General features: G+C 43.1%; 11 protein-coding genes. All 11 read left to right on the top strand.

The window, feature by feature from the left end; genetic code table 11:
• Positions 1–3: 3 nt before the first annotated feature.
• The 11 genes from CYCME_RS09310 to cmk all read left to right on the top strand — a co-directional run bounded on the left by CYCME_RS09310 (position 4) and on the right by cmk (position 14,100).
• Positions 4–699 carry a cell division protein ZipA C-terminal FtsZ-binding domain-containing protein gene (locus tag CYCME_RS09310; protein ID WP_020932851.1) on the top strand — a complete coding sequence of 232 codons (696 nt, stop codon included), beginning with the start codon at positions 4–6 and terminating at the stop codon, positions 697–699.
• Complete coding sequence (gene ligA / locus CYCME_RS09305) at positions 696–2,717, top strand: NAD-dependent DNA ligase LigA (RefSeq protein ID WP_020932850.1); 2,022 nt, start codon at positions 696–698, stop codon at positions 2,715–2,717. The genes CYCME_RS09310 and ligA overlap by 4 nt, the downstream gene beginning before the upstream one ends.
• Positions 2,718–2,733: 16 nt before the next feature.
• Positions 2,734–3,867, top strand: a complete 1,134-nt coding sequence (locus CYCME_RS09300) for a sensor domain-containing diguanylate cyclase (protein WP_020932849.1) — start codon at positions 2,734–2,736, stop codon at positions 3,865–3,867.
• A gap of 257 nt (positions 3,868–4,124) precedes the next feature.
• Positions 4,125–6,701, top strand: coding sequence for a DNA gyrase subunit A (gene gyrA, locus CYCME_RS09295; RefSeq protein WP_020932848.1), 2,577 nt, complete (start codon positions 4,125–4,127; stop codon positions 6,699–6,701).
• Positions 6,702–6,720: 19 nt separating this feature from the next.
• The gene (gene serC / locus CYCME_RS09290; RefSeq protein WP_020932847.1) at positions 6,721–7,803 is read left to right on the top strand and encodes a 3-phosphoserine/phosphohydroxythreonine transaminase; all 1,083 of its coding nucleotides are present in this window, start codon (positions 6,721–6,723) and stop codon (positions 7,801–7,803) included.
• A gap of 32 nt (positions 7,804–7,835) precedes the next feature.
• The gene (locus CYCME_RS09285; RefSeq protein ID WP_020932846.1) at positions 7,836–8,999 is read left to right on the top strand and encodes a phosphoglycerate dehydrogenase; all 1,164 of its coding nucleotides are present in this window, start codon (positions 7,836–7,838) and stop codon (positions 8,997–8,999) included.
• Positions 9,000–9,008: 9 nt separating this feature from the next.
• Complete coding sequence (gene pheA / locus CYCME_RS09280; RefSeq protein WP_015005495.1) at positions 9,009–10,091, top strand: prephenate dehydratase; 1,083 nt, start codon at positions 9,009–9,011, stop codon at positions 10,089–10,091.
• A gap of 37 nt (positions 10,092–10,128) precedes the next feature.
• The gene (hisC, locus tag CYCME_RS09275) at positions 10,129–11,250 is read left to right on the top strand and encodes a histidinol-phosphate transaminase (RefSeq protein ID WP_020932845.1); all 1,122 of its coding nucleotides are present in this window, start codon (positions 10,129–10,131) and stop codon (positions 11,248–11,250) included.
• A 1-nt stretch (position 11,251) separates the two neighbouring features.
• Complete coding sequence (locus tag CYCME_RS13185) at positions 11,252–12,121, top strand: prephenate dehydrogenase (RefSeq protein ID WP_020932844.1); 870 nt, start codon at positions 11,252–11,254, stop codon at positions 12,119–12,121.
• Between the two features lie 6 nt (positions 12,122–12,127).
• Positions 12,128–13,429, top strand: coding sequence for a 3-phosphoshikimate 1-carboxyvinyltransferase (gene aroA, locus CYCME_RS13180; RefSeq protein ID WP_020932843.1), 1,302 nt, complete (start codon positions 12,128–12,130; stop codon positions 13,427–13,429).
• Positions 13,426–14,100 (top strand): (d)CMP kinase, encoded by a 675-nt coding sequence (gene cmk, locus CYCME_RS09260; RefSeq protein WP_020932842.1) that lies wholly within the window; start codon positions 13,426–13,428, stop codon positions 14,098–14,100. The genes aroA and cmk overlap by 4 nt, the downstream gene beginning before the upstream one ends.
• Positions 14,101–14,167 lie beyond the last annotated feature (67 nt).

The raw sequence follows: 14,167 nt of genomic DNA, 5'->3' as shown, positions 1-14,167 counted from the left end.
AAAATGGAAGAAAACTCGTTAAGGTTAATATTGCTCTTAGTGGGTATGGTCATATTGTTGGGGATATATTTTTATGACGTGCTAGAAAAAAAGAAAGCGACCGTTCAACAAGAAGAGCTAGATGACTCGGCATTTGATGAGCGAGTGGATCCGGTGATAGGTGGTGAACCGTCCTTTTCTGCGGTATTGGATGAACAGCAGGCCCCGACCATTCATGAGCATGTGGACGTGCCTGAAGCGCAAGAGTCAGACCCTTCACCCGTTGATCCAGTGGAGGATGTGCCAGTGGCAGAGCAGGCATTGGTCATTCAACTGGTTGTTTTGCCTCATAGTGGCGGCTCGTTATTGGGTACAGCTTTGATAGATGCGTTTACAGCCTTAGGTCTTGAGTTCGGTGATATGGGGATTTTTCATTATTACCAGCGACATGATGGTGTTGAGGCGCAACAGTTTCACGTGGCAAATATATTAGAGCCAGGCACTTTTCCTGTGGGTAATATGACTGAGTTTGAATCAACAGGGATCATATTATTTTTTCAAGTCAGTGATGTCGCGCAACCAAGTGAAGCGTTTGAAAATATGTTGAATGTGGCGCGTGAATTAAGTCAGCGCCTAGAGGCGAGGTTGGTCGATGCTGAAATGAACGAGTTGAGACCAGATAACATTATGAAAATTCAGTCACAGCTTTCTAATTTATGACAATGCATGACGATGTTAAGCGACGTGTGCAGACGCTACGTGAAGAGATAAATCAACATAACCAGAATTATTATCAGTACGACGCACCAAAAATTCCTGATGCCGATTACGATGCCTTATTGCGAGAGCTTCAGTTATTAGAGGCTGAAAACCCAGAGCTAATGAGTGATGATTCGCCGACGCAGCGCGTCGGTTCAGCCCCGTTAGACTCATTTCAGCAGGTAGAGCATGCGGTGCCGATGCTGTCATTAGATAATGCCTTTGACGATGATGAGTTTGAGGCATTTGATAAGCGAGTGCGAGAGCGAGCTGACGGGGTTGAAGACATCGAATACCTTGTCGAGCCGAAATTGGATGGCTTAGCTATTTCTTTGTTGTATGCGGACGGTGTGTTAGTACGCGCTGCAACAAGAGGGGATGGTAAACGAGGCGAAGACGTTACCGAAAATGTTAAAACTATTGGTGCCATTCCACTCAGTTTAAAAGGCGATAATCTACCATTGAGTCTAGAGGTCAGGGGTGAAGTGTTTATGCCGTTGTCTGGTTTTCAGCAGCTGAATCAACAGGCATTGGCGTTAGGTGAAAAGCCTTTTGCTAATCCAAGAAATGCCGCTGCAGGTAGTTTGAGGCAGCTAGATTCAAAAATAACAGCAACCCGTCCACTGGCTTTTTATAGCTATGGTATTGGGGTGGTAGAGGGTTACGAGCTACCGCAGACACAACAGGCGCTGTTTCAGCTGTTGGCTACATGGGGTTTGCCAGTGAGTGATCAGGTGACGACGGCAAGGGGCATGCAGCAATGTCACCAAGCCTATCAAGTGTTGGCGCAAAAAAGAGCGCTATTACCTTATGAGATTGACGGGGTCGTTTATAAAGTTAACGATTTTGCCTTACAGAAAGCCATTGGTTTTGTGTCAAGAGCGCCGCGTTGGGCAATAGCACGTAAATTTCCAGCACAAGAAAAAATGACCGAAGTAATAGGGATTGATGTGCAAGTGGGTAGAACAGGAGCCATTACGCCGGTTGCTCGATTGGCACCTGTTTTTGTTGGTGGGGTTACCGTTACGAATGTCACGTTACATAACGAAGGTGAAATGCGCAGGAAAGATGTTCGTGTGGGTGATACGGTGATTGTCAGGCGTGCCGGCGATGTGATTCCAGAAATTGTTTCTGTTGTATTGGAAAAGAGAAAGCCTGCATCGCAGCTTTTTGAAATGCCAATGTCTTGTCCTGTGTGCGGGTCAACAGTGGAGCGCGCGGAGGGAGAGGCGATCGCACGTTGTCCAGCTGGCTTGTTTTGTCGTGCTCAAGTGAAAGAGTCGATCAAGCATTTTGCCTCACGTAAGGCGATGGATATAGATGGGTTGGGTGACAAGATTATTGAGCAATTAGTCGCTCAGGATTTAGTTAAAACGCCGGCTGATTTGTATCGATTAACTCACGAGCAGTTGTCGAGTTTGGAGCGAATGGCCGATAAGTCTGCCAGTAATATTATCGCGGCACTTGAAAAAAGCAAGGTAACGACCCTGCCGAAGTTTCTGTATGCGTTGGGTATTCGAGAAGTAGGCGAGGTGACTGCGGCAAGCTTATCGAGCTATTTTGGACAGCTGGATGTGATACAGAGTGCCACTGTTGAAGAGTTGGAGAAGGTGCCTGATGTTGGGCCTATTGTTGCACAACATATCGTGGCTTTCTTTGAGTTGGCGCATAACCGTGAGGTAATAGCGAGCTTGAAAAACTTAGGGGTTAGTTGGCCCAATGTTGAAGCAGTTCCCCAAGATGATCAGGCTTTATCAGGTAAAGTCTTTGTGTTGACCGGTACATTGTCGACGATGGGGCGTATTGAAGCGAAAGAAGCCTTGCAATTATTGGGTGCAAAAGTGACTGGAAGCGTCTCGAAAAAAACCGATTATGTTGTTGCCGGGGAGGATGCTGGTTCAAAGTTGAAAAAAGCCCAGTCGCTAGGGGTGACGGTACTATCAGAAGACGATTTAATAAAGCTAATAGCAAAGGACTGAATATAACTGTAACGCTATGGATGCCGATTTAGAAACGCAAGTTTGCGTGTTACAAAGCCATATGGATGGCATGATTTCGCGTGCGCAAAAGAATGAGGAAATGTTGAAACGTTTTCAAGACTTGGAAATGCGTTTATTGTCACTGAATTCTTTACGTGAATTAATTGAGCATATTAACGACGATGCCCAATTAGCCTTTAATCTCGACTCTTTATCGTTGGTGCTCGCAGATGAAGATGATGAGATAAAGCAGTTTCTTACCGAGGATGGTTTTAGGTTTGATGAATACCCGAATATTATTTTTTTATCTAAGGGAGGGGTGTTTAAAGATGAGCTGGGTTTGTCTCAACGAATTTTGCTAGGCGCTGCTAATGATGTCCTACCCCAGGTTTTTTGGCCAGCTAATAAAACAGCGCCAAAGACAGTAGCGATTATTCCTCTTGTGCGGCGTGGTATTTATCTGGGCTGTATGGTGTTTGGTAGTGAAGATGAGGGACGTTTTCAAGTAGAAATGGCGACATATTTTTTGGAGCGTCTAGGTAAGGTGATGAGCGTGTGCATGGAAAACACGCTGAATTATGAACAGCTCAGGCGCACTAGCCTATTTGATACGCTGACAGGGGTGAATAATAGGCGGTTCTTTGAACAACGGATGGATGAAGAGATACTTCGCTGCTTAAGAACGGGTGATAGTCTGTCGTGTTTGTTTATTGATATAGACTTTTTTAAGGCGGTGAACGATAACTTTGGGCATCAAGTAGGTGATCTGGCGCTTCGACACGTGGCGGAGACATTACGTGGTCAATTGCGAGCAAATGACATTCTGGCGCGTTATGGTGGTGAAGAGTTTGTGGCGATATTGCCAACTGCCTCTGAGAAGAAGGGTATTGAAGTAGCAGAAAGGATGCGGCAGTCGGTTGCTAATGCCTCAATAGAAATGGCCGGCGAAAGTTCACTAGCGCTGACCGTTTCAATTGGTGTTTCAACGTTTGTTGTTGCAGAACCAGGGTTATCTAAGCCTTTGGGGGCTAGTCAGTTAATAGACGTTGCCGATAAGGCTTTGTATCAGGCAAAAAAATCTGGGCGTAATCTCGTGCGTAGTGGTGGAGAAGTAAAGTCGTGCTCAGTTGTTGATAAAAGAGCCGAGTAGCCGCAGGGTTTGTTTCTATGGTTCAGTATAGGGCGTAGCGGCTTCTTAAGGCCATATTTTATGGCGATGTAATGGCGAAAGCTTAGAAGCATTGTTTTGTGCGGGCAAACAAAGTTATCAAGAGCACCGTTTTTCGGGTATAATTTCGGCTTTATTTAGCATAAATTTTTTGGCGATAAAAAGCTGATGTGAAGTATATTTTTATCGCTTTCTTAATGTTTTTTTGAATTATTTGGCATCCTAGGAGATACCGATACATGTCTGAGCTTGTAAAAGAAACGATCCCCGTCAATATTGAAGATGAGATGCGCCAGTCTTATTTAGACTACGCGATGAGTGTTATTGTTGGGAGAGCCTTGCCAGATGTACGTGATGGCTTAAAGCCAGTGCACCGTAGGGTGTTGTACGCAATGAATGTGTTGAACAACGATTGGAATAAACCTTATAAGAAATCCGCCCGTATTGTTGGGGATGTTATTGGTAAATATCACCCTCATGGTGATACCGCTGTGTATGACACCATCGTTCGGATGGCGCAGCCTTTTTCTATGCGTCATATGTTGGTGGATGGTCAGGGTAACTTTGGTTCAGTTGATGGTGATTCTGCAGCGGCGATGCGGTATACCGAAATCAGAATGTCAAAGTTGTCGCATGAAATGTTAGCTGACCTAGATAAGGAAACAGTTGATTTTACTGCTAACTACGATGAATCAGAGCACGAACCCAGTGTGTTGCCTGCGCGTGCTCCTTTACTGCTCATTAATGGTTCGTCTGGTATAGCGGTGGGCATGGCGACGAATATTCCGCCACATAATCTTGCGGAAGTAACCTCAGCATGTCTGCGTTTGATTGAGGAGCCTGAAACAACCATTGATCAATTGCTGGAATATATTCCAGGGCCTGATTTTCCAACGGCAGGTATTATCAATGGTGCCACCGGTATTCGCGAAGCTTACCAAACAGGCCGCGGAAAAATTTACCTACGTGCGCGTTACCATGTTGAAGGCGAAGAAAGCTCAAATAGTAAGCTGTCTATTATCGTCACTGAATTGCCGTATCAAGTAAATAAAGCACGCTTGATGGAGAAAATTGCTCATCTTGTCAAAGATGGCAAGCTAGAAGGTATTTCAGGCCTGCGTGATGAGTCAGATAAAGACGGCATGCGTATGGTGATAGAGCTTAAACGTGGCGAAGTGCCTGAAGTGATTATCAATAATTTATATCAACACACGCAACTTCAGAATGTGTTCGGTATTAACATGGTGGCGCTGATCGATGGTCGCCCTAAATGTTTGAATCTTAAGCAAATCCTTAATGCGTTTATTGATCATCGACGTGAAGTCGTAACGCGCAGAACAATTTATGACTTACGTAAAGCGCGTGAGCGTGCTCATACCCTAGAAGGGTTAGCGATTGCGTTGTCGAATATTGATGAAATGATCGCGATGATTAAGGCAGCAAAGACCCCCGCCGAAGCAAAGGTGAGCTTGCTGGGAGCAGCTTGGGAGCCTGGTTTAGTAGCTGACTTATTATCAAAAGCAGACTCAAGCCGTTCTCGCCCAGATAAGCTTGAAGAGCAATATGGCATTGTTGATGGGCGTTATCATTTATCTCCTGCGCAAGCGCAGGCTATTTTAGAGTTGCGCCTGCACCGTTTGACAGGGCTTGAGCAAGATAAGATTCTTCAAGAATATAAAGATCTTCTTGTTGTAATTGATGACCTTTTAGATATTTTGGCGAACAGGGATCGCTTGATGTCAGTGATCAGTGAAGAGCTGAAAGCACTGATAGAAGAATATAAAGAAGAGCGTAGAACAGAAATTGTTGATAAGTTTTTAAACCTCACGGCAGAAGATTTAATTACCGAAGAAGATATGGTGGTGACTTTGTCGCATGAGGGTTATGTGAAATCACAGCCGCTTACTTCATATACTGCGCAACGTCGTGGTGGAAAGGGTAAAACAGCCGCAAACACAAAGAATGAAGACTTTATTGATAAGCTGTTTATTGCCAACACACATGACACGGTTTTATGTTTCTCGAGTAAAGGGAAAGTCTATTGGTTGCGCGTGTTCAATTTGCCGGTGGCCAGTAGGGTTGCGAGAGGTAAACCGATTGTCAATTTGCTGCCGCTAGACAGTGACGAACGTATTAACGCTATTTTGCCAATTCGTGAGTTCAATGAAGATGAATATATTTTCATGGCTACTGAATCGGGCACGGTTAAAAAGACCCATATTAAAGAGTTTGAAAAACCACGTGCGAACGGCAAAATTGCTATTGATTTGCGTGATGACGATACCTTAGTTGGCGTTGCTGTCACCGATGGCGAAAAAGACGTTATGTTATTTGCTAGCTCAGGCAAGGTAGCTAGTTTTAAAGAGGCAGATGTTCGGGTGATGGGACGTACAGCAAGTGGTGTTCGGGGTATGCGTTTAAAAGATGAAGAACATATTATTTCATTGATTATTTCAGAACCAGGCACTGTTTTAACATTAACCCAAAATGGTTACGGTAAGCGCACAAAAATTGAAGAGTATCCGATTCATAAGCGTGGTGGGCAAGGGGTTATAGCAATGCAAACCAGTGAACGTAATGGTGCGTTGGTCGGTGCTGTCTTGGTAGATGAAAGCGACGAGCTAATGCTGATCACCGATGGCGGTACATTGGTTAGAACGCGAACCAGTGAAATATCAATTTTAGGGAGAAATACACAAGGTGTTCGTGTTATTCGTCCCGCTAAGAATGAAAAAGTCATCGGTTTAGATCGTATTGCTAGCTTAGATGATGAAGAGGGTGAAGAAGTCGCCCTTGATGAAGAAATTACAGATTAATTGTTTTAAGGAGAGTTAGATGTCCCGTGTATATAATTTCAGTGCCGGCCCGGCTGCAGTACCTGTAGACGTATTGAAAAAAGCCCAACAAGAAATGCTTGAGTGGCATGACTCGGGTATGTCTGTTATGGAAATGAGTCACCGTGGTAAAGACTTTATTTCAATTGCAGAAAAAGCAGAAGCCGATGTTCGAGAACTAATGAACGTTCCTGAGAACTATAAGGTTCTATTTTTACAAGGTGGTGCAACAACCCAATTTTCAATGGTGCCGATGAATTTACTTCGCGGTAAAGAAAAAACCTGTTATGTCAATACAGGTGCTTGGTCTAAAAAAGCCATTAAAGAAGCTAAAATTCATAGCAATGTGCACATTTCGGCCAGCTCAGAATCGACTAACTTCACTACAATCCCAGCAGTAGACAGTTGGGATGTTGATCAAAATGCGGCCTACTTGCATTACACCAGTAATGAAACCATTGGTGGTGTTGAATTTCACTCTATACCCGATGTAGGTGATATAGATTTGGTTGCGGACATGTCATCAAATATTTTATCTAGAGAGTTTGATGTCAGTAAGTTTGGTGTCATTTATGCTGGCGGTCAGAAAAATATGGGGCCATCGGGTATAGCGCTTACAATAGTGCGCGACGACTTGATTGGCAATGTGAAAGCCGGTTCGCCGTCCATGATGGATTATAAAAACCATGCAGATGCAGGGTCAATGTTTAATACACCTGCCACCTACAGCTGGTACTTAATGGGCTTAGTGTTTGAGTGGATAAAAGAGCAAGGCGGTGTGTCAGCGATAGAAGCACAAAATGTTCGTAAGGCTGAAAAACTTTATGCTGCGATTGATAACTCAGATTTTTATGCAAACCCTGTCGAGTTGACCTCACGATCAAGAATGAATATTCCATTTACCTTGGCAAATGCTGAATTAGAAGGCTTATTTTTAAGTGAAGCTAAATCAGCTGGCCTAGTCACTTTAAAGGGTCATCGATCAGTAGGGGGTATGCGTGCCAGCATTTATAATGCAATGCCAGAAGAAGGGGTTGATGCATTGATCAGTATGATGGCTGAGTTTGAAAGAACAAAGGCATAGACAAACAGTTAATAATTTATAGGTTAGTAAACATGTACAAAATACAAACATTGAACAACATTTCTGTAAAAGGCCTTGAGAAATTTCCAAGAGAGACCTATGAAGTGGCCTCTGAAATTCAAAACCCAGATGCTTATATGCTGCGTTCTTTAAAGCTGCATAATGTAGATATACCTGAAAGTGTTTTAGCAATTGGACGAGCCGGTGCCGGTGTTAATAATATACCCATTGAGAAAATGAGTGCACGAGGTGTTCCTGTGTTTAATGCACCAGGCGCTAATGCAAATGCGGTAAAAGAATTAGTTTTAACAGGTATGCTTTTAGGTTGCCGAAATATATGTCAGGCGTGGGAATGTGCAAAAAACCTTACAGGCGATGACGAGTCCATTAGTAAAGAAGTAGAGCAAGTTAAGAAAAAATTTGTAGGCTTTGAATTACCAGGTCGTACATTAGGCGTTATTGGCTTAGGTGCGATTGGCACATCCGTGGCGAATATGGCGCGAGATTTAGGCATGAACGTTGTAGGATATGACCCAGCGTTGACTGTTGAGCGTGCGTGGCAGCTATCATCATCTATTGAATCTGCAAATACAGTCGATGAGTTGTTAGCAAAGTCTGATTTTGTGACGATCCACGTGCCGTTTAATGAGGGAACAAAGAACCTCATTAATGCACGTCGTATTAACACGATGAATGATAATGCGATTATTTTGAATTTTTCTCGCAACGGAATTGTAAATGATGAAGACGCTGTTGAAGCGTTAAATGCCGGTAAGCTGTATTCATACATTTGTGATTTTCCAAGTAACCTATTAAAAGATCACCCGCGTGTCATTACCTTGCCACACCTTGGGGCTTCTACAGGGGAAGCTGAAGAAAATTGTGCAATTATGATTGCTGATCAATTAAAGGATTTCCTAGAAAATGGAAATATCAAAAACTCGGTGAATTTTCCACAAGTCAAGATGCCACGAGTGAGTGGTTACCGTATGGCTATTGCAAATTCTAATGTACCTAATATGGTTGGGCAAATTTCGAGTATTCTTGCGGAAACAGGTCATAACATCTTAGATTTATTGAATAAATCGAGAGGCGACTTGGCGTATACCTTATTAGATGTGGATACAGAAATTACAAAAGACGTCGTTGATCAAATTAAAGCCATTGATGGTGTTCTATCTGTTAGAACGATTTAAGAGGTGAGCATGGGTGTTAATGATTCATTATCTGAGTTAAGAGGCGCTATCGATGAGCTAGATAGTCAATTATTAACCCTGTTTAATCAGCGAGCTGATTTGGCAAAAGCGGTTGCAGCTGTAAAGTTACGTGAAGGAGAAACGGTAGATTTTTATCGTCCAGACCGTGAGGCTTCGGTCTTAAGGCGTGTTAAGGAGCAAAACCCAGGGCCTTTAAAAGATGAGCATGTGGCACGAATTTATCGTGAATTAATGTCATCGTGTTTGGCGCTGGAAAAGCCGCTGACGGTGGCTTACCTTGGTCCGTCAGGCACCTTTACGCAAGAAGCTGCCTTAAAACATTTTGGACATGCTGTACGCACTGTTGAGACGGCGACCATTGCTGATATTTTTCATGAGGTGGAAAATGGAGAGGCGCACTATGGTGTGGTGCCGGTCGAAAATTCTACAGAAGGTGTGATTAGTCATACGCTAGACATTTTCATGAATTCAGCCCTACAGATTTGCGGAGAAGTAGCGTTAAGGATTCATCATCATTTGTTGACCAATGTTGAAGCACTAGACCAAGTTAAGGTGGTTTATTCGCACCAACAATCCTTAGCGCAATGCCGGCAGTGGCTTATGTCGCATTTACCCGGCGTAGAAACTATAGCGGTAAGCAGTAATGCTGAAGCGGCAAGGCTTGCGAGTGAAGAAGGGGCTGCGGCGATTGCGGGTGAAATAGCATCTGATTTATACCAATTAAATATGTTGGCCAGCAATATTGAAGATGAGCCAAATAATACAACACGGTTCTTGGTCATCGGTCAGCAAGAAGTACCACCAAGTGGCGATGATAAGACCAGCATGATGATTTCTACAAAGAACATTGCTGGTGCTTTGCAAAGTGTATTAGCACCGTTTGCATATGCTGGTATTAGTCTAAATAAAATAGAATCTAGACCGTCAAGGCAAGCAGCTTGGGACTATGTATTCTTTGTTGATATTGATGGTCATCAAGACGATGAAAAAGTGTCCACAGTATTACAAGAATTGCTGCCTAATGTGAATCTATTAAAAGTATTGGGCTCTTATCCCAAAGCGGTTATTTAAAAATAAAGCAAAGGGTTGCCGGAAAGCAATAATAATAATGTCTATAAAAAATAATTTTTGTGATTTGGCGTTTGAGCCTATTAATGGCCTGTTCCCCTATCAGCCCGGGAAGCCTATTGATGAATTACAGCGTGAGCTGGGACTTGATAATATTATTAAGTTAGCCTCAAATGAAAACCCCTTGGGCCCAAGTGAGAGGGTTAAAAAAGCGATACAGAACTCGTTGAATGATATTTCAATGTACCCTGATGGCAACGGTTTTTATTTAAAAAAAGCCTTGTCAGAAAAACTCGGTGTAAACGCTGATATGATTACACTGGGTAATGGTTCAAACGATGTTCTAGATGTTATTGCTCGGGTGTTCTTAAGCATGGGGCGAGAATGTATCTACTCTGAATATGCGTTTGTTGTGTACTCCATAGCTACGCAATCTGTAGGTGCTACTGCACGAGTCGCTAAAGCCCGTTTGCCTGATGAGCTTGACGCTTATGGGCACGATCTTGAGGCGATGGGGAAGTTAGTTAGTGAAAAAACGTCAGTTATTTTTATTGCTAACCCAAATAACCCCACAGGAACGTGGATAGAGCCAGACCAATTGGAGCAGTTCTTAAAGAAAATACCTAAGCACATTATTGTGGTTCTTGATGAAGCATATTGCGAATACTTGGAACCACAAAATGTCGTTGATACAACCCGTTGGCTACAGCGCTATCCAAATTTGATTATTACCAGAACTTTTTCAAAAGCATATGGGCTAGCTGGGCTGAGAATAGGTTATGCGGTCAGTCATCCGGATATTGCCGATTTGCTCAATAGGGTGAGACACCCATTCAATGTAAATTCTTTGGGCTTAGTTGCTGCCGAGGCTGCGTTACAAGATGATGCCTACATTGATAAAAGCCGTGAATTAAACAAACAAGGTTTACAACAACTCGCTAATGGTTTTGAGAAACTAGCGCTGAGCTATATCCCTTCTGCTGGAAACTTTATCTCGCTAAATGTCGGTGAAAAAGCGGCAGATATTTACACGAAATTACTGCATGAGGCGGTCATTGTACGCCCTATAGCAGGGTATAACATGCCTGACTATCTTAGAGTATCAGTTGGCTTAGCCGAAGAAAATGAGGTTTTATTAAGTGCGCTGAAGAAGGTGATCTAGCATGTTTAAGAAAATGTGCATCATTGGTGTTGGCTTAATTGGCGGCTCTATTGCAAGGGCATCAAAGAAAAACAACTTATGTGAAGAAGTTATTGGCGTAGGGCGAAGCGAGAAGCATTTACAAAAAGCAGTTGAATTAGGTGTTATTGATGGGTATGAGCTGTCCATTCCATTAGCGACAAAAAACGCTGATATTATCGTTATATGCTCACCTGTTGGGGCTTTTGAATCAATTTTCCAGCAACTAAAAACCACATGGTCAAAAGAGTGCTTGTATACGGATGCTGGCAGTACAAAAGCTAGCGTTTTAGACGCTTTAGAAAACGTTTTTGCTGGGGTGCCCAGTAACTTTGTGCCAGCGCATCCGATTGCAGGCTCGGAAAATAACGGTGTAGAAGCATCCAGTGATCGTTTATTTGAAGGAAAACGTAGTATCCTTACGCCCACTGAGTCGACAGATCAGCAGCTCACTGACCTATGTCAAACATGGTGGGAGAAAATGGGTGCAGAGGTGTCTATAATGAGTCCTCGGCATCACGATGAGGTGTTTGCTGCGACAAGTCATTTACCCCATGTATTAGCGTTCTCATTAGTAGAAGTACTGAAAAACAAACAAGATGAACGTGAGATATTTGAATACGCTGCCGGTGGATTTAAAGATTTTACACGTATTGCATCAAGTGACCCAGAAATGTGGGCGGACATCTGCCTAGCAAATGGGCCTGAGTTACTTAATGTAATGAAAGAGTTAGAGCAACTTAACCAGAAGATATCATCGTTAATCGATGCAAAAGATAAACAAGGTTTATTAGAGATATTTAAATCAGCACAAAGTGCGCGGAAATATTTCTTAAGCCTTCAAAAAAAGTAAAATTCAATGAATACAATGTTATCAAGCCTCAGTCAGGGACTAAAGGGGCAATTTCGTGTCCCTGGCGATAAATCAATTTCACATCGAGCTATTATGTTAGGTAGCTTGGCAGAGGGTGTCACGCAAGTCAGTGGTTTTTTAGAAGCCGAAGATGCCTTGGCAACCTTAAAAGCATTTCAACTTATGGGTGTTGATATTGAACGATTAGGTGAAGGTCGGCTACGAATAAATGGAGTCGGTTTGCATGGGCTTAAAGCGCCGCAAGAGGACTTATATGTTGGTAATTCAGGAACCTCGATGCGCTTATTATCGGGTATATTGGCTGGCCAAAAATTTGACAGCACGCTGACAGGTGATCATTCATTAACCAAACGTCCAATGCGTCGGGTCTTAGACCCACTATCATTGATGGGTGCAGCAGTTGAAAGCACTGATGCAGGTACATCACCTTTAAAAGTTCATGGTGGCGCGCCCTTGCGTGGTATTCAATATAAGATGCCAATGGGTAGCGCCCAAGTGAAGTCGTGTTTGCTATTAGCGGGTTTATACGCAGAAGGGACAACAGAGGTGATTGAGCCTGCAATTACTAGGGACCATACAGAACGTATGTTGAAGGGCTTCGGCTACTCGGTAAAAACGGAAGGCAATGTGGTTTCAATAGAAGGGGGAGGGACACTAAAAGGTATGTCAATTGATGTGCCGGGTGATATTTCTTCGGCAGCATTTTTTCTTGTGGCGGCCTCGATTACACCCAATTCAGATATTACACTCCAACATGTTGGCGTGAATGCAACACGGACAGGCATTATCGATATTTTATTAAAGATGGGCGCCGATATTCAGCTACTAAATGAAAAAGTAGTGGGTGGAGAAAAAGTAGCAGACATACGGGTCAAAAGCTGTCAATTAAAAGGTATAGAAGTACCTGAAAATTTAGTTGCTTTAGCCATAGACGAGTTTCCAGTCATTTTTGTTGCCGCTGCTTATGCTGAGGGTCAAACAATCGTAACGGGCGCCGAAGAGTTGCGTGTAAAAGAGAGTGATCGGATTCAAACAATGGCTGATGGCTTACAAACATTAGGCGTAGATGCCCAGGCTACAGCCGATGGTATGATTATTAATGGAGGGGCTGTGCAAGGTGGAGAAGTAGAGAGTTTTGATGATCATCGAATCGCGATGGCGTTTGCGGTAGCTGGTCTACAGTCAAGGGGAGCTATTAAAATTAATAATTGCGAAAATGTAGCGACGTCCTTCCCTAATTTTGTTGAGTTAGCGACTCAATGTGGTTTTGAGTTAGCGGCAAAATGAGTAATATAATTCCAGTTTTAACAATTGATGGTCCAAGTGGTTCAGGAAAAGGCTCTATTTCCAAGCGTATTGCTGAAAAATTAGGCTGGCGTTATTTGGATAGTGGTGCACTATATCGCGCACTGGGTGTAGCAGCGATCAGGTCTAAAGTGGATCTTAAGAATGAAGACGCGCTTGCAGATTTGGTTAGAGATATTGAATTAGAGTTTAAGCGAACAGAACTGGGAAACTGGTCGGTTTTGCTAAACGGGCAAGAAGTACAGAATGAATTACAAACCGAACAGGTTGGGGATGTTGCTTCAAAAATAGCGGTATTTAAGAGAGTGCGAGATGGGTTGTTAGCTAAGCAACAATCTTTTTTGAAGCCGCCAGGCTTAGTCGCCGATGGAAGAGATATGGGGAGTGTTGTATTTCCAACTGCGACACACAAAGTGTATTTGACAGCAAACGCGGCCGAGCGTGGAAAAAGGCGTTATAAGCAGTTGATTGAAAAAGGAATAAGTGCTAACCTGACTGATGTTATTCAAGATATTGAGCGAAGAGATGAGCGAGATAAAAATCGCCGTGCTTCTCCGTTGGTAGTGCCGACAGATGCTGTTTACATAGACTCATCTCTTTGCACTATAGAAGAGGTTGTACAGCAAGTTCTAAATTTACTGAAAAACAAATAAAACGTATCCGACAGTTTGGGTACTCTCGTTACCGAGAAATAAAGGTGGTTTGAGCTCGAATGACTCA

Origin of the sequence: Cycloclasticus zancles 78-ME (assembly GCF_000442595.1) — a bacterium.
In the GTDB taxonomy this organism is placed as follows: Bacteria; Pseudomonadota; Gammaproteobacteria; order Methylococcales; family Cycloclasticaceae; genus Cycloclasticus; species Cycloclasticus pugetii.
The sequence above is the reverse complement of the archived record's forward strand: the minus strand, read 5'-3'. Positions and strand labels throughout refer to the sequence as shown.